20 protein-coding genes and 1 pseudogene are annotated in these 22,407 nt (G+C 54.3%); 9 read left to right on the top strand and 12 right to left on the bottom strand.

The features are described 5' to 3' along the window. Positions 1-5: 5 nt before the first annotated feature. The 5 genes from P8O11_RS12955 to hflX all read left to right on the top strand — a co-directional run bounded on the left by P8O11_RS12955 (position 6) and on the right by hflX (position 6,372). On the top strand, positions 6-1,415 hold the full coding sequence (locus tag P8O11_RS12955; RefSeq protein ID WP_300294827.1) for a sigma-54 dependent transcriptional regulator: 1,410 nt from the start codon (positions 6-8) through the stop codon (positions 1,413-1,415). A gap of 395 nt (positions 1,416-1,810) precedes the next feature. Beyond that, positions 1,811-3,187 carry a Trk system potassium transporter TrkA gene (trkA, locus tag P8O11_RS12950; protein WP_300294825.1) on the top strand — a complete coding sequence of 459 codons (1,377 nt, stop codon included), beginning with the start codon at positions 1,811-1,813 and terminating at the stop codon, positions 3,185-3,187. Positions 3,188-3,190: 3 nt separating this feature from the next. After that, positions 3,191-4,705, top strand: coding sequence for a TrkH family potassium uptake protein (locus tag P8O11_RS12945; protein ID WP_300294823.1), 1,515 nt, complete (start codon positions 3,191-3,193; stop codon positions 4,703-4,705). 153 nt (positions 4,706-4,858) lie between these two features. After that, positions 4,859-5,098 carry an RNA chaperone Hfq gene (gene hfq / locus P8O11_RS12940; RefSeq protein WP_089891201.1) on the top strand — a complete coding sequence of 80 codons (240 nt, stop codon included), beginning with the start codon at positions 4,859-4,861 and terminating at the stop codon, positions 5,096-5,098. Next, positions 5,095-6,372: a GTPase HflX gene (hflX, locus tag P8O11_RS12935; RefSeq protein WP_300294821.1), complete on the top strand. Its 1,278-nt coding sequence runs from the start codon at positions 5,095-5,097 to the stop codon at positions 6,370-6,372. The genes hfq and hflX overlap by 4 nt, the downstream gene beginning before the upstream one ends. 4 nt (positions 6,373-6,376) lie before the next feature. Here the strand turns inward: hflX and P8O11_RS12930 are convergent, their stop codons facing one another. Beyond that, positions 6,377-8,854: a penicillin acylase family protein gene (locus P8O11_RS12930; protein ID WP_300294819.1), complete on the bottom strand. Its 2,478-nt coding sequence runs from the start codon at positions 8,852-8,854 to the stop codon at positions 6,377-6,379. A gap of 94 nt (positions 8,855-8,948) precedes the next feature. On the opposite strand from P8O11_RS12930, the gene P8O11_RS12925 reads away from it, so the two are divergent. After that, positions 8,949-9,821, top strand: a complete 873-nt coding sequence (locus P8O11_RS12925) for an NAD(P)-dependent oxidoreductase (protein WP_300294817.1) — start codon at positions 8,949-8,951, stop codon at positions 9,819-9,821. 89 nt (positions 9,822-9,910) lie between these two features. On the opposite strand, the gene P8O11_RS12920 is transcribed toward P8O11_RS12925, so the two are convergent. Then, positions 9,911-10,240: an SMR family transporter gene (locus P8O11_RS12920; protein WP_300294815.1), complete on the bottom strand. Its 330-nt coding sequence runs from the start codon at positions 10,238-10,240 to the stop codon at positions 9,911-9,913. An 11-nt stretch (positions 10,241-10,251) separates the two neighbouring features. Further along, on the bottom strand, positions 10,252-10,707 hold the full coding sequence (locus tag P8O11_RS12915; protein WP_300294813.1) for an Lrp/AsnC family transcriptional regulator: 456 nt from the start codon (positions 10,705-10,707) through the stop codon (positions 10,252-10,254). 119 nt (positions 10,708-10,826) lie between these two features. On the opposite strand from P8O11_RS12915, the gene P8O11_RS12910 reads away from it, so the two are divergent. After that, positions 10,827-11,033 carry a DUF6356 family protein gene (locus P8O11_RS12910; protein ID WP_300294811.1) on the top strand — a complete coding sequence of 69 codons (207 nt, stop codon included), beginning with the start codon at positions 10,827-10,829 and terminating at the stop codon, positions 11,031-11,033. Beyond that, positions 11,033-11,689, top strand: a pseudogene (locus tag P8O11_RS12905) (class II glutamine amidotransferase); the annotation flags it as partial. The gene P8O11_RS12910 and the pseudogene P8O11_RS12905, both read left to right, overlap by 1 nt. A 197-nt stretch (positions 11,690-11,886) precedes the next feature. Here the strand turns inward: P8O11_RS12905 and P8O11_RS12900 are convergent. From P8O11_RS12900 to P8O11_RS12880, 5 genes are all read right to left on the bottom strand, one after another. Further along, the gene (locus P8O11_RS12900) at positions 11,887-14,091 is read right to left on the bottom strand and encodes an NADP-dependent isocitrate dehydrogenase (protein WP_300294809.1); all 2,205 of its coding nucleotides are present in this window, start codon (positions 14,089-14,091) and stop codon (positions 11,887-11,889) included. Positions 14,092-14,231: 140 nt separating this feature from the next. Next, positions 14,232-15,464, bottom strand: coding sequence for a multidrug effflux MFS transporter (locus P8O11_RS12895; RefSeq protein ID WP_300294808.1), 1,233 nt, complete (start codon positions 15,462-15,464; stop codon positions 14,232-14,234). Next, positions 15,461-15,763 carry a potassium channel family protein gene (locus tag P8O11_RS12890; protein ID WP_089891166.1) on the bottom strand — a complete coding sequence of 101 codons (303 nt, stop codon included), beginning with the start codon at positions 15,761-15,763 and terminating at the stop codon, positions 15,461-15,463. The genes P8O11_RS12895 and P8O11_RS12890 overlap by 4 nt, the downstream gene beginning before the upstream one ends. Next, positions 15,760-16,398: a DsbA family oxidoreductase gene (locus P8O11_RS12885; RefSeq protein WP_300294805.1), complete on the bottom strand. Its 639-nt coding sequence runs from the start codon at positions 16,396-16,398 to the stop codon at positions 15,760-15,762. Before P8O11_RS12885 ends, P8O11_RS12890 begins: the two co-directional genes overlap by 4 nt. Before the next feature lie 86 nt (positions 16,399-16,484). After that, entirely contained in the window at positions 16,485-18,002 is a 1,518-nt protein-coding gene (locus P8O11_RS12880) for a class I adenylate-forming enzyme family protein (protein ID WP_300294803.1), read from the bottom strand. Positions 18,003-18,054: 52 nt separating this feature from the next. Here P8O11_RS12880 and P8O11_RS12875 point away from each other — a divergent pair, with 52 nt between their 5' ends. Continuing rightward, positions 18,055-18,681, top strand: a complete 627-nt coding sequence (locus P8O11_RS12875) for an XRE family transcriptional regulator (protein WP_300294801.1) — start codon at positions 18,055-18,057, stop codon at positions 18,679-18,681. Here the strand turns inward: P8O11_RS12875 and P8O11_RS12870 are convergent. From P8O11_RS12870 to P8O11_RS12855, 4 genes are all read right to left on the bottom strand, one after another. After that, on the bottom strand, positions 18,678-19,334 hold the full coding sequence (locus tag P8O11_RS12870; RefSeq protein WP_300294799.1) for an MIP/aquaporin family protein: 657 nt from the start codon (positions 19,332-19,334) through the stop codon (positions 18,678-18,680). The genes P8O11_RS12875 and P8O11_RS12870 overlap by 4 nt on opposite strands. Beyond that, the gene (locus tag P8O11_RS12865) at positions 19,331-19,807 is read right to left on the bottom strand and encodes an arsenate reductase ArsC (RefSeq protein WP_300294797.1); all 477 of its coding nucleotides are present in this window, start codon (positions 19,805-19,807) and stop codon (positions 19,331-19,333) included. Before P8O11_RS12865 ends, P8O11_RS12870 begins: the two co-directional genes overlap by 4 nt. Before the next feature lie 2 nt (positions 19,808-19,809). After that, positions 19,810-20,652 (bottom strand): ArsR family transcriptional regulator, encoded by an 843-nt coding sequence (locus tag P8O11_RS12860; protein WP_300294795.1) that lies wholly within the window; start codon positions 20,650-20,652, stop codon positions 19,810-19,812. Between the two features lie 53 nt (positions 20,653-20,705). Continuing rightward, positions 20,706-22,407 (bottom strand): extracellular solute-binding protein (locus P8O11_RS12855; protein ID WP_300294793.1); only part of this gene is annotated, 1,702 nt, incomplete at its 5' end.

Genomic DNA, 22,407 nt, shown 5'->3' with positions numbered 1-22,407 from the left:
GCAATATGAGCGATATTCTGATTGTAGATGACGAACGCGATATTCGGGAATTGATCTCGGATATTTTGGAGGGTGAGGGCTTTACGACGAGGCTCGCTGGGAACTCAGACGATGCGATGAAAGAGGTGCATGAGAAGCGCCCCGGCCTTCTTATTCTCGATATCTGGCTTAAAGACAGCAAGATGGACGGTATTGATATTCTTAAAGCCGTGAAGACAGATTACCCCGAAGTGCCTGTGGTGATTATTTCGGGGCACGGCAATATCGAGATCGCTGTCGCTGCGATCCGTCAGGGGGCATATGATTTCATCGAAAAGCCTTTCAACATCGACCAGCTTTTGGTCGTTATTCGCCGCGCCATGGAGACTTCGAGGTTGCGTCGCGAGAACATAGAGCTGCGCCGCAAAGAGACTGTCCCGTCAGAGATGATCGGTGGTTCGGCTGCATTTCGTGCGATGCAGGGGCAGCTGGATAAGGTCACAAAATCAAACGGTCGCGTAATGCTGTCGGGGCCTTCGGGTTCGGGCAAGGAAAGTGCTGCACGCTATATCCATAGCAATTCCAACCGTGCAGCTGCGCCATTTGTGACAGTAGGATGTGCTGCCATCGAACCTGACCAGATGGAAAACGTTCTTTTCGGGCGCGAAAGTCTCGAAAAGGGCGTAGAAATGGGTTTACTGGAAGAGGCCAATGGCGGGATCATTTATTTTGATGAGATCGCAGATATGCCGCTCGGTACGCAATCCAAAATTCTGCGTGTGCTTGTCGATCAGCAGTTTTTGCGCGTTGGCGGTACCAATAAAGTCAAGGTTGATTTGCGGGTTGTCTCGTCGACGTCAGAGAATCTGGAGAGCGAAGTGTCGGCAGGACGCTTTCGAGAAGAACTATACCATCGCTTGAATGTAGTTCCGATTGCTGTGCCCTCTTTAGAGGACAGGCGCGAGGATATCCCATTACTTGCGCAGCACTTTATCGAGCGATTGAACAAAGAGCAGGGGCTGGCCCAGCGCGCTGTGAGCGACGATGCGCTGGCGCTTTTGCAGACGATGACCTGGCCTGGAAATTTGCGTCAGTTGAAAAACATGATCGAGCGGCTGCTTATTTTGGGCGACAGCAACGGGGACATTAGCGCCAAAGAACTCTCTGCTGGTGACGCGCTGCAGGGCAATGATGACACAGGCAAGATTGTCTTGCCGAGTGTCATGGCAACATTGCCTCTCCGTGAGGCGCGAGAAGAATTTGAGCGCGAGTATCTGCTCACCCAAATTAACCGTTTTGGCGGCAATATCTCTCGCACGGCTCAGTTTGTCGGAATGGAGCGCTCGGCCTTGCACCGCAAGCTTAAATCCCTTGGTGTTGTGACCTCAAACCGCTCAGGGGCGCGGATTGCTGAACATGAAGGTGAGGAAGAGTAGAACGCCTACGGGGATACGATCTGCCATGTTGCACCTTGGTTGCGGATAACTCAGCTTTGGGAGCTTAGCTTTGAGAAGTGTGTTGTCGCGGCCGCAGGCGCCAGCCTGTCGCCGTGTCTCTAGATGTCTGGATTCGAACGCCTTGATTATAATCGATATAGAGTGGAATTTAGGCCGACAGAAAAAGCGTGGCGGCCCAAATAAAGCGTGTCTGGCACATCTGTTTCCCCGATGTATATGCGCCGCTGTGGCGGATATTTTGAGCGAAGTCATTTGCTTAAGAGTGCGAACGTGGTCTAAAGGCAAAGAAATGCCTATAGTCATCAGCATGACAAAGGAATTGACGCCTTGAGGCGCTTCTGGCACGAAACCTCACCAAGGATCGGGGAAGACCTATGAAAGTGATCATTTGCGGGGCAGGGCAAGTTGGCTGGCAAATTGCGCGCCATTTGTCCGGAGAAGCCAACGACGTCACTGTCATTGATAGCAACCCTGATCTCGTGCGCCGCGCGATGGATACTTTGGATGTCCAGGGGTTTGCGGGCTTTGCGTCATATCCTGATATTCTAGACAAAGCGGGAGCGCGCGATGCTGATATGGTTATTGCAGCGACCCATTCTGACGAAGTGAATATGGTGATCTGTCAGGTCGCTCACTCGATTTTTTCGGTTCCGCGCAAAATTGCGAGATTGCGCTCTCAGAGCTATCTAACGGCGATCTACTCAGACCTTTACCGCCGTGACCACTTGCCGATTGATGTCGTGATCAGCCCTGAAAGGGAAGTGGCCGAAGCGGCGCTGCGCCGTCTTTCAGCACCGTCTGCCTTTGATATCGAGACGTTTATGGGGGGCAAAGTGCAAGTTTTGGGGATCAGGCTTGAAGCCGATTGTCCAGTGATAAACACGCCTTTGCGCCAGCTTTCTGACCTCTTTTCAACGTTGAAGGTGATCGTGATTGGCGTGCGTCGAAAGGGGAGATTGTTTGCGCCCGATGCTGGTGATCAGCTTTTTGTTGGTGATGAGTGCTATCTTTGTATCGCGCGTGAAGATGTGCCACGCACACTTGAAGTCTTCGGCAAAAGCTCAGCGAAGCAAGAACGCGTTGTGCTGATTGGTGGAGGAAATGTCGGCCTTACTGTGGCGCTGGCTCTTGAAAAGCACGAAACACGGATCAGAGCGAAGGTTATTGAGCGGAACAGAACTACAGCGGAACACGCAGCCGATGCATTGGAGCGCACGATTGTACTCAACGGCGATGGATTGGATGTAGCTCTTTTGGCTGAGGCCAATATCGAGCGGGCAGATGCGGTGCTTTGTGTGACCGATGACGACAAGACAAACCTGCTGGCCGCTGTCCGTGCCAAGAGCGAGGGCTGCAAAATGGCGATTGCCCTCATCAATGACCCGACCCTGATCCCGCTTATGGCGCCAATGGGTATTGACGCCTATATCAATCCGCGCGCAACGACTGTGAGCTCAATCTTGCGCCATATTCGTCACGGCCGCGTGAAAGGCGTTTATTCTATCGGAGATGCCGAAGCAGAGATTATCGAGGCAGAAGTTCTCTCGACCTCGCCAATTTCTGGTCAGGCCATACGGGATATTCCGTTTCCCGAGGGTGTGCTCATTGGCGCGCTTATGAAAAATGGCGAAGTGATAAAGCCGCATGGGGGCACCCGTGTCGAAGAGGGCGATGTGATTGTGCTTTTCGCTATGGCGGCAGATGTGCCAGAGGTGGAGCGATTGCTGCAAGTCACGATCGACTTTTTCTAAGCCATGAAACGCCTCGCCGAGATCCCTTTGTTTTTGCAGCTCACGTTGTTGGCATCTCTTTCGATGTATGTTCCTGCCGTTCACGCGCTGAACTGGAACAACCACCACGAAGCGCGCGTCTTTTTCTACGCAGGGTCTCTCGGTCTGTTTGTTTCGATCTTGATCGTGATCACGCTGAGCTCGGGGCGAACACGCCGACGTGGTGGGCTTGGTAATCTTGCGGCTGTGGTTGCGGCATATTTCCTGCTACCACTTTTGTTAGCGGTCCCTTTTTATGAGGCGGTTCAAACAACCAGCTTTCTCAATTCGTATTTTGAGATGGTTTCAGCCTTTACCACAACGGGTGCGCCACTTTTTGAGCCGGGTCGGCTTTCGGGAACCATGCATCTTTGGCGCGCGCAGGTTGGCTGGCTTGGGGGCTTGTTTGTTTGGATCACCGCGGCGGCTGTTCTTGCGCCTTTGGCGCTTGGCGGGTTTGAAGTCACCGCGTCTGCAGAACCAGGGCGCGGAGATGTCCCTTTGGACCGTTATGTTCCTGCCAATGATAGTAGGCGCCTCATTCGGGGCTTGGCGGGGCTTGCGCCGCTCTATGTCGGGCTTACAGCTGTTTTGACGATTTGCTTGATCATTATTGGAGATACACCCCTTGTCGCTGTGATCCACGCGATGGCCACACTTTCTACCAGTGGCATCTCTGCGACAGGTGGGCTTGAGGGCAGTGCTTCGGGGTTGCGTGGAGAATTTGTTATATTCCTGTTCTTATTCTTCGGTTTGTCACGGCTGACTTTCTCGACGGATACGATCACAACGGGGCGGCATGGGCTTCACAACGACCCTGAATTTCGTATGGGGATGATGATTGTCGTTGGGGTGACATTTTTACTTTTTGCGCGTCATTGGGTTGCGTCTTTTGAAATCGCGCAAGAAGAAAACATCGTTTTGGCGCTGCGCGCCCTCTGGGGCAGCTTTTTCACAGTCATGTCCTTTTTGACAACAACGGGATTTGAGAGCGCGGATTGGGAGGCTTCACGGGGCTGGTCCGGGCTGGGAGCACCTGGGCTTATTCTTTTGGGGCTTGCGCTTATTGGCGGTGGCGTTGCCACAACGGCAGGGGGCGTGAAACTATTGCGCGTCTATGCGCTGTATTTGAACGGTCTGCGAGAGATGCAGCGCCTTGTGCACCCGTCCTCGGTCGGGCGGGCCAGTAGCCAAAGCCGACGCATACGCTCAAAGGGGGCTTATGTTGCATGGATTTTCTTTATGCTGTTTGCTCTCTCAATGACTTTTGTGACGCTTGTCCTCACTTTTACAGGGGTTGGATTTGAGGAGGCCATGGTTTTGGCGGTTGCCGCGCTGTCGACAACGGGGCCTTTGGTACATGCTGCTGCAGAAACGCCAATCATGCTGGGACAGTTGAGCTCCGCTGCCAAACTGACGCTTTGCGGCGCGATGGTTGTCGGGCGTCTTGAGACACTCGCGATTATCGCAATGTTTAACCCCGCACTCTGGAGAGATTGAAAACCTTAGGGTTGTGTGGCGAGTGAAGCGCGCAAGCAACAGAATTGGATAGTCTAAGCGTTTTGGGGGTTTAAAGTTTCTGTGCCGCAAGACATACTGCGGTATACACACGGCCGATGCACGGCCGGAAACTGACAATAAGGCATTAGAACCATGGCTTCCGACCGTCAAAACCTTCAGGATGCGTTCCTGAACCACGTCCGTAAGACAAAAACACCAGTGACCATCTTTCTGATCAACGGCGTTAAGCTTCAAGGTGTGATCACTTGGTTTGACAATTTCTGCGTGCTGTTGCGCCGCGATGGCCAGAGCCAACTTGTCTATAAGCATGCGATCAGCACAATTATGCCTGCGCAGCCTATTTCTCTTTATGAGGGTGAAGAAGCTCAGTGAGCGAACATGATCCAGCGCTGACGAGGGCGTGGGTTCTTCACCCCGAAATCCGCAAAGACGAGCAAAGCCGAACGCCTGCACATGCGCTTGAAGAAGCTGTGGCGCTCGGAGAAGCTATGCCGGGGCTCGAAATTATTGGCTCCGAAATTGTGAAGCTTAAGAAGCCACACGCAGGGATGCTGTTTGGCAAGGGTAAGCTTGACGAAATCAAAGAACGGCTTGAGGCAGGCGAGGTTGAGCTTGTTTTGATCGATGGGCCCGTAAGCCCCGTTCAACAGCGCAATCTTGAGAAAAAGTGGGGCGTCAAGATTCTTGACCGCACGGGGCTTATTCTTGAGATTTTCTCCGATCGTGCGCGCACGCGAGAGGGTGTTTTGCAAGTTGAGATGGCGGCGTTGAGCTATCAGCGAACGCGGCTTGTACGCGCGTGGACGCACCTCGAACGTCAACGGGGCGGTCTTGGTTTCGTTGGGGGACCAGGCGAAACCCAGATCGAGGCAGACCGTCGCGCGATTGATGACCAGCTTGTGCGCTTGCGCCGCCAATTGTCCAAAGTTGTCAAAACGCGTGAACTGCACCGTAAGAGCCGTGCGAAAGTGCCTTATCCGATTGTTGCGCTTGTCGGCTATACCAATGCCGGCAAATCGACGCTCTTTAACCGTCTGACAGGCGCGGATGTTTTTGCCAAAGACATGCTTTTCGCAACGCTCGATCCAACCATGCGCAAAGTGACACTGGGTGAGTCCGGACTTGAAGTCATCATGTCCGATACCGTGGGCTTTATTTCGAATTTGCCAACAGAATTGGTGGCTGCCTTCCGTGCGACGCTTGAAGAAGTCTTGAGCGCTGATCTCATCCTTCATGTGCGTGATATTGCGCATTCTGAAAGTGAGGCTCAGGCCAAAGATGTGACCAAGATCCTTGAGAGCCTCGGCATCAATGACGAGACGCCACTCTTTGAGGTACTCAATAAAACCGATCTGCTGGAGCCTGAAGACAAAGAGGCTGTTGAGACACAAGCCGCGCGCAGCGAGACGGTGTTTGCTGTGTCGTCAATCACAGGTGATGGGTTGGAAAGCTTGCTCGCAGCCGTGGCAGAGGCCCTTCAAGCCAGCGCCAAGACCGAGGCCCTAAGCCTATCCTTTGCGGAGGGACGCAAGCGAGCTTGGCTCTTTGCGCAAGGCGTGGTTGAGGATGAGCGGCAGACTGATGAGGGGTATACGCTGAAGGTCAGATGGACACGCAAGCAGTCAGAGCAATTCGTGCGGCTTTGATCTCTTAGTCAGATTTGGGCGTCAGAACTGTTTCCCCTACAGATGCGGCGCGTGCGAGGCCTTCATCCAGTGACATGGTGATATACTCGCCGCGCCGCCAGAGCTGCGCAAGATCGTCATAATGACGGGATAGGGGATGGCCTGATTGGCCTGTGGAAGTGATGAATATCGAGCTGTCAGGATCGGTGAAGTCATAGACGCCACGATATCCTGCAGCGTGGACATTTTGAAATGGCTCTGGCCCTGTTCCGCGTGTGCGCCCGCGCATCAGAGTATTGTCGCCACCAGATGTGCTTTGGCGAATGTTGACGAAATGACGCAAAACAGACACCTCGCCCAACACGGGATGATCATGTGTTGCTTCGTGGGCATCTCCCCAGCGGAGCGCTTCTATTGATGTGCCGTAGACCTCGCTGAGCCAAACAAGTGCATCATCAAGGGACATGCGCGCGATGTCTGTACAGGTCTCTGTTGCAGACGATTGGATGATATTGCACCAGACGCCAGCGCCATCAATGTTGCGGAAAACGCGCTCGATAAACAGCGGCTCGAGATGAGGGAACTCTTCCGCCAAGGGGCCAAGCTCGTCCTTGATGAGCCGCTCCTGCAAGAAACGCATCCATGCGGCATAGATCAACGGCTCTGGTAGGTGCTCGTTCATGCTGCCTGTCCAGCCGGCCAGCAGGTTGAGTGCGATCTGGCGGCGGCGCTCTGGAGTGCCTTCTGGAGCGGCTTCGCCTGTAAACCAGAGGTCAGCAGCGACCAGTGGCAGAATCGTGCGCGCTGTCGTGCTGGTGATATCCAGTTGCGCCTCAACAAAGCTTTCGCGGCTGTGAGCTTTGCGTCCTTGCATGAGACGCTGCCAGCGCTGAATACGCTGACTGTCGCCCCATTCGTAGGAGACATGTAGCGGAAAGGGGCGTTCAAGCAGTTTGTTGTTGGTATTGCCAACAATTCCGCCTGTGGGCCGTATGAACTCTGGGTTGGCCGTCGCAGGGAAATAGCGTGTCCAGCGGTTCTGTGTCAGCCAGCCGCGCGAGGGAATCCGACCTTTGCTTTCAGCCTCTGCAGGACGGCGCGGCATGGCACCGATTGTTTTCATGGCAATGTTGTCTTTGTCTGCAAGCGTCAAATTTTGGGAGGGTGCTATATAGAGCGTGCTGGCTGTCAAAGCGTCGTTAATGTCTTGCGCCTGCATGATATGAAAGCCAGCGCTCATTGACGTATCGTTCGGCTCAAGGGCTGTCCATGCGAGGGCTGCGACATGGCCAGCGGGTGTCACTGCGCCGACATTGCGAAAGCTTGGAGGGAGAACAGGGCCGTTATCTGTGCTGTGAAGTGTGAGGGTGATTGAGGGTTCGTCTTTGATCTTGATGATTGAACGTCGCGACACAAAGGGCTTGTAGCCGTCTGGGGTGCGATACTCTTCACGGTTGTTCGGATTCAGTTCCTCAATGAAGATATCCTGATCATCCAAATAGGAGGATGTTAGGCCCCAACCAAGGCTTTCACTGCGCCCTACAAGTATGAGCGGCATCCCAGGAATGGTTGCGCCGATCACTCCGCCTGAGGAAAGCTCAAGGCGTGCGAGATACCATATCGCGGGAGCGGTAAGTCCAAGATGGGGATCATTGGCGAGCAGCGTACCGCCTGTCGCAGAGCGCGAAGGCGCAGCAGCCCAAGCATTGGATGCCCCTGCCAAACCCCGCGGCTGAAATGGTGAAAGCGGGTGCTGCGGCAGGCTTTCCGCTCGCGCGATTTGGGGCGCAAAATCCGCCGAAGGAAAGAGGCTTGCGTAAGCTGGAAGGGCCGCTACGCCAGTGCCAGGCATGTCTGGAAGCAAATCTTTGAGGCGTGTGTCATCCTCCAGCAAAAGAGAGGTGCGCGCGCGCAGGATTTCATCTGCGGCATGGCCAGAGAGCTGAACGGCCATAAGCTTGAGAATGGCGATGGAATCTTCGGGGCGCCACGGTGAGATGGGGGCATTGAAGAGAAACATTTCGGGGGCGCCACGGCCCAGTGCGCTTTCGTTAATTTCTGCAAGGCGGGCGTTAACACCCGCGGCGTAGGCCTCTAGCGCAGCCAGTGTTTCTGCGTCTTGGGCTGCAACCGAGCTGCGTGCGAGAGAATAGATATCAAAGCGGCGCAGGAGCTTGTCGACAGGCAGTGTTGCCGACCCGAACACTTCAGACAAGCGGCCTTGGGCGGTCCGGCGCATCACCGTCATTTGCCACAAACGATCCTGTGTATGAGCATACCCAAGCCCAAAGAAGATAGCGGCATCTTCCTCTGAAAAGATATGAGGCACATTGGAATGGTCGCGCAAAATACGCGTCGGCGCGGTCAGGCCTGAGACATCGAGAGCTTTGTCATAGTCCGGCAGGGAGCGTGAGGCCAGATAATAGACGCCCATCACGGCAAGCACCGAGAGCACGACCAGCACGGATGCGATCCGCAATAACCACCGAAACACTAACAGCATGAACGTCCCTTGTTCTTTAATCAGGCTTTTGGCTTGCCAAGTTGCCCCGCGACCGACACAAACGATAAGACGTTTGAATGCAAGGGGAAAGACTATGGCGAAACTCGCTTTTCTAGGGCTCGGTGTAATGGGATATCCGATGGCTGGCCACCTGAAAGCCGCAGGGCATGATGTTTCAGTGTATAACCGCACATCGGCTAAAGCAGAGGCTTGGGCGAAACAACATGGCGCTCAGGCCTGTGTGACGCCACGCGAGGCAGCCGAAGGGGCTGAGTTCGTTATGGCCTGCGTGGGCAATGACGATGATTTACGCGCCATTTGTCTTGGAGACGATGGTGCCTTCGCGGGCATGGCTGCAGGCAGCTGTTTTGTGGACCACACGACTGTATCCGCAAAAGTGACCGCCGAGCTCTACGGGATGGCCAAGGAGACGGGTGTCGCATTCGTCGATGCGCCCGTGTCAGGCGGACAAGCGGGCGCTGAGAACGGTGTTCTTTCTGTGATGTGTGGCGGTGACGCTGAGGACTATGCGCGCGCAGAGCCCATTATGGCGGCTTACGCTCGTATTTGCCGACGGATCGGCGAAAGCGGTGCCGGGCAAATGACAAAGATGTGTAACCAGATCGCGATTGCTGGACTTGTTCAGGGCTTGTCTGAAGCACTTCATTTTGCACAGGTAGCGGGTCTCGACGGGCGCGATGTGGTTGAGGTAATTTCGCAGGGCGCAGCGGGCAGCTGGCAGATGAGCAATCGTCACGAAACGATGTTGGATGACAGGTTCGAACACGGTTTTGCCGTTGACTGGATGAGCAAGGACCTTGGGATCTGTCTTGAGGCAGCGGATGAAATTGGCGCAAGCCTGCCCGTAACGGCGCTTGTCGATCAGTTTTATAAGGACGTCCAGAAGATGGGGGGTGGCCGTTGGGACACCTCCAGTCTTATCAAGCGGTTGGGGTTTGAAGCCTAGGGGTTGCGCCGCCTTTGGCGACGCCGTGCTGGGGGCTTTGCCCCCAGACCCCCAGGATATTTGGCGAAAGAAAAAGACGACGCGAGAGACTAATGCGCCGTTGCGTTTGAAAAAAGTTGGATGACAACAATCCCGGCTATAATCAGCCCTAAACCAGCGATAGCAGGGAGGTCGAGTTTTTGGCCAAGGACTGCATACCCGATCAGCGCGATGAGAATAATGCCAAGGCCCGACCAAAGCGCATAAACGATACCGACCGGCATGAAGCGCAGGGTCAGGGCCATGAAGTAAAAGCTTATCGCGTAGCCGACAACCACGAGCACCGAAGGCCAAAGCCGTGTAAACTGCTGGCTGGCCAGCATGGCTGAGGTTCCTATCGTTTCAAAGGCAACTGCGATAGCGAGGTAGAGATAGGGCATGGGGGATTCCTTTAGATAGGTAACTCTGTTGTATCCTTGATACTCTCCATCACAAAGCTTGCAGATACATCAGCCATGGAAACTTCGGCGATCATCTTTTGATAGAGCCTGTCGTAACCTGCCATATCTGCGACATGGGCGCGAATAAGGTAATCCAGATCGCCCGACATACGAAAGACACCCGTGATTTCAGGGATCGAGCGTGTGGCACGGGCGAAAGCCGCGGACCATCCCGCAGCATGCTTCTCAGCGCGCACCTGAATATAGACTGTCAGCCCAAGACCAAGCTTTGGCGCGTCGAGTAAAGCCACTCGTTTGCGGATGAAACCAGCCTCTTGCATGTGTTTTATACGCCGCCAACAGGCGTTGCGCGACAGGCCGATTTCGAGACTGAGCATGTCCAGCGAGATATCGCAGTCACGCTGCAGTTGCCGTAGGATTCTGCGATCCACTTCATCCTGTCCCAAGAATATCTCTCCTTCTGTGAATTTGTCTCACTTGAAGCGCAAATTAGGTGATTTTTGGGACAAAGGGAACACTGTGATGCGCTACATAGGCCGAGAATAGAACACACAGGAGCGCCGACATGATTGCAAAGTTATTTTTGAACCACCCAGACTCTGTAAACGAAACATATTTTGAGCATATGCGCTTTGCGCTCTGGTTTGCATTTTGGCTGGGAGCAGCCGCTTTTGCAGTGTTGGTTCATGCCGTTATCCCTGCTGCATTTGAAAAGACTGGAAGCAGGATCATCGCAAAGCTTTATGAGCGAACACACAATCGGGGGCGGTGATGTGCCGTTGGGCTGCGTATCTTGGGGCGCCTATCTTCATTGAAGACCTTGTGACGAAGCCCGGTCATTCCCTGATTGTGCAATCGCGGGCGGCAGAAGAGTGCAAAACGTCGATCAACGCGGATGGTTTTGGCATCGCTTGGTATCACGCACGCCCTGAGCCTGGGCTATACCGAGATGTGTTTCCAGCGTGGTCTGATCCAAACTTGAAGGCGTTGTGTGCGCAGGTGAAATCCCATGCTTTCATCGCTCATGTTCGCGCCTCGACGGGCACGGCGATCAGCCGCAACAACTGTCATCCTTTTACCTATGGCCGCTACAGTTTTGTGCACAATGGACAAGTTGGCGGCTATGACGGCTTTCGTAAGACTGCTGATATGATGATCGAGGAGAGCTATTACCCACATCGCAAAGGCGCGACCGACAGTGAAGCGCTTTTTCTTATTGCTTTGGGCGAGGGGCTTGAGGCTGATCCTTTAGGGGCAATGGGGCGCGCTGTGGCACGACTTGAAGCACTGGCACGCAGGAGTGGTGTGCTTCCGTTTATGCGATTTTCAGCGGCGCTTTGTGATGGCGAGCGGCTCTATGTTTTTCGATATGCCTCAGATGAGAACGCTCCAACGCTCTACAATCGCTGGAGTGAGAGCCGGAAAGGCTGAGCGATTGTGTCGGAACCGTTGGTCGATGGGGAAAAGGGATGGCATGCGCAAGAGGCAGGAACTGTTGCTATCTTTGAAGGCACGCAAGTGTCCTTTGAACGCTTTGCACCTGAGTGCTCTTCGGACTAGCTTTTTAAGATCGCCTAAAGTGAATAGAATAGAGGCGCCCTGTTTCCAGAGCGCCTCTTTTTGATTTAGCCGATGATCGCATTGAGCGTCGCGCTCGGGCGCATCACAGCGGCGAGTTTGGCTGCGTCAGCGTGATAGTAACCGCCTGTATCTGCGGGCTTGCCTTGCACTGCTGCGAGCTCGGCGATAATTGCCGCTTCGCCATCTGCCAAGGCTTTGGCAACGGGGGCAAACTCAGCCGCAAGGGCTGCATCGTCTGATTGAGCTGCCAAGGCTTCGGCCCAGTAACGTGCAAACCAGTAATGGCTGTCGCGGTTGTCAGGCTCTCCAACTTTGCGCGAAGGCGAGCGGTTGTCATCCAAGATTCCTTGGGTCGCGGCATCAACAGCCTTGCCCAGAACACGTGCTTTTTCGTTGCCTTTGGCGTCAGCCAAGAATTGCAAGCTTTCGCCCAAGGCGCAGAACTCACCCAAGCTGTCCCAGCGGAGGTGGTTTTCTGCGTCAAGCTGTTGCACGTGCTTGGGAGCCGAGCCGCCAGCACCTGTTTCAAAGAGGCCGCCACCTTGCATCAGCTTTACGATCGAAAGCATTTTGGCCGATGTTGCGAGTTCAAGGATCGGGAAGAGATCGGTCAGATAGTCGCGCAACACGTTGCCTGTGATTGCAATGGTGTTTTCGCCTTTTGTGATTGTCTCAAGTGAGGCGCGCGTGGCTTCGCGCGGGGCCATGATTTCAAATTTGTCAGCAACGCCTTTTGCTTCAAGGATAGGCTTCACATATTTGATAAGCTCGGCGTCATGAGCGCGGGCGGCATCAAGCCAGAAGATTGCACGGAAACCTGTGGCGCGTTGGCGATCAATCGCAAGGCTTACCCAGTCTTCAATCGGCGCCTGGCGCGCGGAGGCCGAGCGCCAGATGTCACCCGCCTCGACTGTGTGGCTGTGAAGCACGGTGCCGTCCTCAAGGATCATCTTCACTGTGCCCGCTTCGGCAAGCTCGAAGGTTGTTGGGTGCGAGCCGTATTCCTCAGCCTTTTGTGCCATCAGGCCGATGTTTTGCACTGTGCCGGCTGTTGCAGGATTCAAGGCGCCGTTTTCTTTGAAGAACTTGATGCTCTCGTCATAAACAGGAGCGTAGGAGTTGTCGGGGATGACACAGTTGGTATCACCCTCTTTTCCGTCAGGGCCCCAGCCTTTTCCGCCAGCGCGGATCAGCGCGGGCATGGAGGCATCGATGATCACATCTGAAGGCACATGCAGGTTGGTGATACCACGGTCTGAGTCGACCATATACATGGGTGGGCGGGCTGCCATGCAGGCGTCGATCGCGGCCATGATATCGGCGTTGTCTTTGACCCGCGCGAGAAGATCGCCGAGGCCAGAGTTGGGGTTTACACCAAGGGACTTCAGCGCGTCACCATGGGCTTCAAATACGGGCGCAAGAAATGCGCGCACAGCGTGGCCGAAGATGATTGGATCGGAGACCTTCATCATCGTGGCTTTCATGTGCAGTGAAAAGAGTGTGCCTTCAGCCTTCGTCTTTTCGATCTCTTCTGCAAGGAAGCTGCCAAGAGCCGCAGCACTCATATAAGTTGCGTCAACAACCGTGCCTGCGGGGTATGAAACGCCGTCTTTCAGAACAGTTTCCCCTGAGGCGGTTTCGAGAACGATTTTAGCGGTTGCGGCTTTGGCGAGGGTGGCTGAGGCCTCGTTTGAGAAGAAATCACCGCCTGACATGGCTGCAACACGGGTTTTGCTGTCGGCTGTCCATTTGCCCATGCGGTGCGGGTTGTTTTGCGCGTAGTTCTTAACAGCGACGGCAGCGCGGCGGTCTGAGTTGCCTTCACGCAAGACAGGGTTCACAGCGGAACCTTTGAGCGTGTCATAGGTTACACGAACAGCTTTTTCAGCATCTGTTGCTGGCGTTTCCGGATAGTCAGGCAGAGCATAGCCTTGGGACTGAAGTTCTTTAACAGCCGCTACAAGCTGCGGCACAGAAGCCGAGATGTTTGGCAGTTTGATCACATTCGCTGAAGGGGTCTTAACCAATTCACCCAGCTCCGCGAGATCGTCCGACTGACGCTGCGCTTCTGTGAGGTGATCTGGGAAGGCGGCGAGGATACGGCCCGCAAGCGAAATGTCCTTTGTGCCGACAGAAATGTCTGCAGCTTTGGCAAAACGCTTGATAATTGGTAAAAGCGAGGCGCTGGCAAGCTCTGGGGCTTCGTCAACCTTTGTGTAAATGATATCGGGTGTATGTGTGTCAGCCATCTCAGATCCTTCTCGATCAGGTGTTACGATTCAGATATTTTCCTGTCTCATAGACCAGATCACGCTCAAATGAAAGACGGTATGCAAAAGTATACAGAAAAATTTTGGATCGCATGAGAGGCGACACTTCAAAGTGAAACCTATATATTTCTGTTAGCTTTCCTCCCGTGTTGCACTCTTGGTGTGCGCTCCAGCTTGAGCATAAAGACAAGTGCAACCACGCAAAGCAAAAAGACCCCAATCGCAGCCGGTCGTGGGGTTCCGTCAAAAGCTAAACCGATGGGAATTGCGAAGGCCATTGCAAATACAGTAGACGTACCGCCCAAAATTGAGGCCGCGAGGCCAGCAATGTGCCCGAGCGGTTCCATTGCCATCGCGTTTAAGTTTCCAAGCGTGAGACCCGCCATTGCAAAAAGCGAGAACTGCCAAAAAACGAAGAGCCCGAAATAGACATCGACTGGAAGAGACAGAAAAGTCAGCAGGATCATGCAGGCAGAGAGAGCAACCTGTAAAACAAGCGTGACCGTCGTCAAAAACTGCATCCCGAGCCTCACCACGAGCATCGCGTTAACGATCGATGCGCTGCCTGCAAGGATAGCCACAAGTCCAAACCAATATGGAAAACTTTCAGCGCGCTGGAACGTGATGTCATAGATCTGCTGTACAGAAGACAGTGCAGCGAAGAGAACCGCAAAGCAAAGCGTTTGGACGATAATCACACTCCGCACGACGGGGTATGAGAGCATGTCTTTCAGCGCGCCTTTCAGCTTACCGGCTTCAAACGGGCGCCGCTCTGCTTTTGGAAGTGTCTCCTCAAGTCGCAAGCCAAACCAACCCGTGACCAGAAACGCAAAAATGATGAAGGCTGCAAAAATTCCGCGCCAACCTGTCAACGCGATAATGCCTGCGCCGATGAGTGGTGCGATCGCGGGCACAAGTGTAAAGATCATCATGACAATCGATACAAGCTTGGCCATTTGACGCCCTGAATACAGGTCGCGGATAATCGCGATAGAGACGACACGGGGGCCTGCGATGCCAAGGCCTTGCACAAGGCGCGCGGCCAGAACCAACTCAAGTGTCTGGGCCGCCCACGCCAAAACCGCCCCGACCATATAGAGCACAATGCCAGCATAGATCACAGGCTTGCGACCGAAGCTGTCAGACAGGGGGCCTGTGAAAAAGGTGCCGATGCCCATCCCAAGAACAAAAGCTGTCAGGATCAGCTGCGCTGCATTGAGATTTTCAGGGCTAAGCTCTTCTCCGATTTGGGGCAGGGCGGGAAGCATGGCATCAATCGAGAAAGCGGTCATCGCAAACATCATCGCCATAAGACCGATAAACTCGGCTTTACTCATACGGATTTCGCTCATTCTTGGGTCTCGCGGCGTGGCTCAACGGCTTTTCTTCGGCGCTTTAGAAAAGCAAAATGGCCGAACTGTTGAATGGCCAAGGCGAATATCCCGAGACCTGTAAAAATAAAGACGGTTGTTCCGATCTTGCCAAGCACTGTCGCGGGGACAAGATTGCCGTAGCCCACGGTCGAAAGGGTGACCACCGTGAAGAAGTAAGCATCAATCCAGCTCCAGCCTTCGACAAGGTGGAAAAACACTGTGCCAGACAAGACAACGACAACCAGCAACAAGAGAATAGAGCGTGTCGAGAGGGTCATTTTCCCTGCGCCTCAATCAATTCGTCCATGACTTTGAGCCAAAGCTCGGGAGGCTGGGCTCCAGGTACGGCATGCTGGCTCGCGACAATAAATGTTGGCACAGAATTCACCCCCATTTCACGCGAGTGCGCATCACGGGCCTTGATGTCTTCGACATCAGAGCCAGTCCCAAGGAGCTTGAGCACGAGAGCGGCGTCCATACCCATGCTGTCGGCCACATCCGCGAGCACTTCATGGCTGCCAATATCGCTGCCTTCCTTGAAGTAGGCTTTAAAGAGCGCCGAAACGACAGGGGTTTGACGCCCTTCGATCCCAGCCCAATGAATGAGACGGTGGGCATCAAGAGTGTTTGGCGTTCTTTTCATCGCCTCAAAGTCAATCTTGAGGCCAGCGCGCTCGGCTGTTTCGACAACGGGAGCATAGGCCCGCACCGCGCCTTCTTTGCCGCCAAACTTGGTTTCGAGATACTCGCGCCTGTCCATTCCCGCCTTGGGCATGGTCGGGTTCAACTGAAACGGATGCCACTCAACCGTAAAGGGATGATCAGGGCGTTGCTCAAGAGCGCGGTCAAGATGGGCTTTGCCAATGTAGCACCAAGGACAAATAGGGTCGGAGATAATATCAAGTTTGATCATGAAACTGCCTTTCGCTTTCTCTCTATCTGCGTCAGCCCAAAAGCTAAACCCAAATGGCGAGACCTGTTCTAAATAGCTCGCGCGCTTCAGAGAAAGTCCTTCAAGGCCGCGCGGCGTAGTTTGTTGTTGGGGCCAAGCGGCATAGCGTCGATGCGCCTATAAAGTTTGGGGCGTTTGTAGGCGGCAAGTCTGTCTTTCGCCTGAGCCTCAAGAACAGCTTCATCGACCTTCGCCTCTGATGTATAAAAAGCCGCAATGATGCGCACGTCCTGCTTTATTTCCACATCACAGACGGCGAGGGCCGTTATATTCTGAGCTTCGGGCGCGGCCAAAAGAGCCGCTTCAACTTCAAGCGGGGAGACACGGTAGCCACCGGCGTTCATCATATTGTCGTTGCGGCCCTTGTAATGTATTTGGCCATCCTTAGACAAAACGCCAAGATCACCCGTGAGAAACCAGTCGCCACGATAGCGCTTCTCTGCGTCCTCGTTTGCGTCACGATATCCAAGCATCAAGCCAGGATCAGAGCGGTGCACAGCAATTTGGCCGACCTCGCCTTGGGGCGCAAACCCGTCCTCGGTTAGTAAGGCAATATAACGACCCGTCTGAACGGATCCAAGCGCGCCATTTTTTGCAGGGGCAGTCGGGTTTGCGGAAATAAAGGTGGAACATTCTGACATTCCGTACGCCTCATAAACACCTGTTCCTGTTTCTTTTTTCCACTGGTCGCGGAGCGGCTCACTGAGTTTTTCACCTGCAGAAAGCCCGTGACGGAGCGCTGGCAGATCAAGCCCGCTGCCAGATTTGACAATTTTGCGATACACGCCCGGAGCAGCGGCAAAGATGCTTGCCGAATGGCGTTTCATTAAGTCGGGCAGCGCTGCGGGGGGAATTCCATCTTCAGGGATAAGCGCAGTTGCGCCGATCGTCCATGGGTCCATCAGGCCCGTGCCAAGCGTGTAAGTCCAATTGAAGGCGCCTGCGTGACAGAGCCTGTCGTCTTCTTTGAGATCATACCAACCCTCAAACATCATTTGCCGCGCCCATATCGCTCGGTGGGCGTGCATGACCGCTCGGGGGCGGCCCGACGTCCCTGAGGTGTAAATGATATAGGCCATGCGTTCAGGCTCGCCCATGACATAGTCACAGGGCGGCAAAGCGTGCATTTCTGCAAGATCAACCTCACTGATGCGCTGAAATTCTCCCTCTTCAGGAGACGGAACCGAGGTGCCGTACGCTATCGCCTTTGGTTTGAGCGTCGTGACGATTTTTTCGACTTCGCTCAGAGTGAGCTGTGACGACGTGGGCACAGGGATCACGCCAACAGCGATTGCACCTAGATAAGCGATGGGAAACTCAAGTGTGTTGCCCAAGCGCAAAAGCAGAATATCACCCGCCTTAAGGCCAAGCCTCAAAAGCCCCGTGCCTGTGCCGCGCACGGCGGCCTCAAGCTTGGCGTAGCTCCAGTGCGTGTCTTGGCGGCGCCCCATCACGGTTAGGGCTACTTTTTCGGGCTGCATGGTGGCGCGGCCCAAAACGTGGGCGGCCATATTGAAAGGAGACGGGCAGGGCGCGAAAGGCCCTTTATTGAGTATGCTGTCCATAGTCTTTTGCTAGGGGCTTGGCGCGGGCTGCGCAAGGCCCTATGAAAGCGCCATGACAAATGCGGCTGACCCCAAATCCCTTATCAAGATCGCCCGTGCGGGCGGCGATGCGCCTGCTCCCGAGCAAATAGATCTTGGGACACGTGTGCGAGATCTGCGCAAGAGTCTTGGGCTGACGCTAGAGCAGGCCAGTAAACAAGCAGGGCTGGCGCGCTCTACCTTATCCAAGATCGAAAACGGCCAGATGTCGCCAACCTATGAGGCGCTCAAAAAGCTCGCACAAGGCCTTGAGATTTCTGTGCCTCAGCTGTTTACGCCGCCACAATCCGCGCAAGCCACCGCGCGTATGAGTCTCACACGTTCGGGCGAGGGCGCAGGGCACATCACGGCCACATACGAGCACAGCCTGATGGGCGAAAGCTTGTCGGCGAAGAGAATGCTGCCCTATCAGGCGCGTATCCGCGCACGCAGCATGGATGAGTTTGATGGCTGGGTGCGCCATGACGGCGAAGAGTTTTTGTACGTGCTTACAGGTGTGATACGGCTCTACACCGAGTTTTACGAACCTGTAGAGATGCGCCGCGGTGATAGCGCCTATTACGACGCTTCGATGGGGCACAATGTCGTCTCAGTCAGTGCAGATGATGCAAATGTGCTCTGGGTGACCTCGCTGGGTTAATCCGCCTTTGAGAAGACCAGTGGCAGGACGAGATAGGCGACGCCCACCCCGATCAGCTGCATAACCACAAACATTCCAATATGCTGGGGCGCGATGCCAGCGAATGTATCTGACCAGCCGCGCGCAAATGTGACCGCAGGGTTGGCAAAACTTGTTGAAGAGGTGAACCAGTAAGCGCCCGTGATATAGAGACCAACAAGCGGCGGGACCGTATCAGGTTTGTGAACGACTCCGCCAACAATCACAAACAGCAGTCCAAACGTCGCAATGATCTCTGAACTCCATTGTGCAAAGCCTGTGCGATGCATGGTGTCACTCACTTGCAGGATGGGCATGTCAAACATCACATGTGCAGCCCAAACCCCGAGCAGCGCACCGACGACCTGCGCAATAACATAGGGTAAAAAAGCGCTCCAGGCGTGCACACCGCGCAGGGCGAAAAAAAGGGTCACTGCCGGGTTGAAATGCGCGCCAGAAACGGGGCCAAGACATGTGATAATGCCGTATAAGATGCAGCCCGTTGCGATAGCGTTGGCGAGCAATGCGATGGCGGTGTTTCCCTCCGAGAGCGTCTCTCCCATGATGCCCGAACCTATAACGCCAATCAAAAGAAAGGCTGTTCCAAGGGTTTCGGCAATAAGCTTTTGTTTCATGAGAGTGTTTCCACAGCATCGAGCGCTGCTTTTAAATCTGTTGGTGAGGGATCGGCTGTAAGTGCCTCTAGAAAGGCCTGTGCGCGTAAGTGAAGAAGCCGATAGGCGTCCTCGAAGGCTTGGGGCAAGTCAGCCTCAATCGCTGCTGCAGGATCATCAACGCCCCAATGTGCGCGTACGGGAGCACCAGGCCAAATGGGGCATGTTTCCCCTGCGGCTGACGCACAGACCGTTATGACAGCGTCCATCATGGGCGCGTCGGCGGCAGCAAACTCGTCCCAGCTTTTGGACCGTGCCATAGACGTGTCATACCCTCGTGATGCTAAAAGCTTCAGGGAATAGGGGTGAACCTTGCCTGAGGGCTGTGATCCCGCAGAATAAGCGGTCACGCGGCCTGCACCCTCGGTGTTCAAGATCGCTTCAAGCAGTATTGAACGCGCGGAGTTGCCTGTGCAAAGTACCAGAATATTCATAATCAAGGGGCCTCTTGGGGAGTCGGTGAGGTCACTGCGATTGCATCAACCTCGCGTTGAAGCGATATAGCAGAGAGTTCAGACGCCGGCAGAGCCACAAAGGCGGTGAGGCGATTTTTCAAAACGCCATAGGCGTGCTGAAAAGCAAGGTTTATTTCTGCCTCTGTTCCAGTTGCTTTTGCTGGGTCGGCCATGCCCCAATGGGCTGAAATGGGCTGGTTTGGCCAAGCTGGGCAGGCTTCGTTTGCGGCATCGTCACAAACGGTAAAGACGAAGTCAAACCGAGGGGCGCCATCAGACTGTAACGTGCTTAAGGACTTTGAAAAGAGCTGCGATGTGTCGTGGCCTTTGGCCTCTAGCAGCGCTTTAACGCGCGTGTTTATGTCTGGTCCGGCCTGTGAGCCCGCAGAGTACGCGGTAAACTTTTCTGCGCCAAGCGTGTTCAGGATAGCTTCGGCCATAATGGAGCGTGCAGAATTGGCGCTACAAATAAAGAGAACTTTCACCATGCGGTCCTTCTTCGGCGCAGGCTCATCTGACGCAGAGAATGTGCACACATCTGGGCGGCCTTTGCAGCAATCCCCAAGTAGCGCATCGGTCATTGCCTGTACGCCAATCATGTTGACGCTGTAGTGCAGGTGCGTTGCGCGGCGCTCGCTTGTGATGAGGCCAACGGACTTGAGGGTTGAGAGATAGTCTGACCCTGTGCTCGCTTTCAGCCCCAAGACAGAACATATTTCACCCGCTGGAAGGGCGTCAGGGTAGCGGCGCATCAGAAGCTTAAACAGTGTTATGCGCTGCGGATGACCCAATGTTTGAAGTTGAGATGTTAGCCTGTTTTTCATATTTCGGATATTTCCGAAATTGGGCAAATCTTCAAGTGAAAGTTTTGCAAAAATCAGTCCTCATACCACCAGACGTCAGGCAAAAACCAATAGCCGTCCCCATTGATCGGAATATGGGCGGGGTATTTTAGCTCCTTCACATGGGCAATACGGCTCGTGCCGAAGGCATAGGTCGGTATGACATAACGGCCCGCTGTCAAAATACGATCGAGCGCACGCGTCGCAGCGATAAACTCTGCTTTGTCGTCTGTTCCAACCATTGTCTTGATCATGGCTTCCGCTGCGGGAGAGTTCATACCCATGAGATTGCGCGAACCAGGCGTGTTGATGCCGTCACTGCCCCAATAGAGCATCTGCTCGTTTCCAGGGCTCAATGAAAACCCGCGGCGGATATCAGTCATTTGAAAGTCAAACTCGTTCTGACGGGCAAAGTACTGTGCATTATCAACACTTTCCACTTCGGCTTTGATCCCGAGACGCTCAAGAGCCTGAATATAAATATTGGCAAATGCAAGCAATTCGCCTGCGCCCGTTGGCAAAAGAATTTTGAAGACAAACTCTTGGCCATCAGCGGACTTAAGTGTGCCGTCATTCGCGCTCCAGCCTGCTTCGGACAGTAGCTTGATGGCTTTGCGTAGGTTGGAGCGATTGCGCTTGGTTCCGTCCGAGACGGGCAGGGCGTAGCCTTCTAAAGTGCCCGACGGCAGCTCCGCTGCAAATGGTGCAAGTAGCTCAGCCACGCGGCCTTCGGCGGGGTCATGGGTCATCCCAAGCTCGGAGCCCGAAAAATATGATGTTATTCGTCGCTGTGCACCGCCTGTGACCACATCATTCATGAACTCGAAGTTAAATGCGAGGATCAAGGCCTCACGCACGCGCCAGTCCGCAAAAAGGGGATCACGCGTGTTCATTACAAAACCCGTTATACCTGTGGGCTTACCGTCCTGAATTTCGGCCTTGAGAACGTCCCCGCGCTGCATAGCAGGGTAGTCATAGGCCGTATCCCATTTGTTCGCGTTGTTTTCACGCACAACATTGAGGACGCCCGCTTTGAACGCTTCTTTCAAAACGGTGTCATCAGCAAAGAACTCAATACGAATTTCGTCCAAGTTGGCTGTGCCACGCTGCAGCGGCAGATCGCGGCCCCAATAGTCGGGATTGCGCTTGAGCGTGATATAGCGGTTTGGCTCGTAGTCACCAATCACATAGGCTGCCGAGCCTATTGGCGCGATATCAAAGCCAGATTGATCAAATGCGCGTCCTTCCCATTGCGCTTTCTTGAGGATTGGACGCAGCCCGGCGATCAGGGCCAGCTCACGATTGGCTGTGTTGAATGTGATCCTAAGTGAGCGTGGCCCCGTTCTGCTCAAGCTTTCGACCTGTGCCATAAAACCACGATAGCGCGGGTGGCCCTCGCGACCCAAAGTTTCGTAACTCCAGATGACGTCCTCAAGCGTCACAGGCGAGCCATCAGAGAATCGGGCCTCTTCACGGAGCGTAAATTCCACCCATTCCCGATTCGGACCTGTCTCAATCGATTCGGCCAGAAGCCCGTAGAGCGTAAATGGTTCGTCCCAATTGCGGCCCATGAGGCTTTCATAGGCCAGAAAGCGAAGCTGCCACGGCGCGGTGCCTTTAAAGATAAACGGATGTAAACTGTCAAAGCCTCCCGTGTTGCCTGTGACCACCCGCCCGCCTTTTGGCGCCTCTGGGTTTACATAGGGCAGGGACACAAAATCAGGTGGTAGAGCAGGC

Source organism: Lentibacter sp. (assembly GCF_029254145.1).
GTDB lineage: Bacteria > Pseudomonadota > Alphaproteobacteria > Rhodobacterales > Rhodobacteraceae > Lentibacter.
The sequence above is the reverse complement of the archived record's forward strand: the minus strand, read 5'-3'. Positions and strand labels throughout refer to the sequence as shown.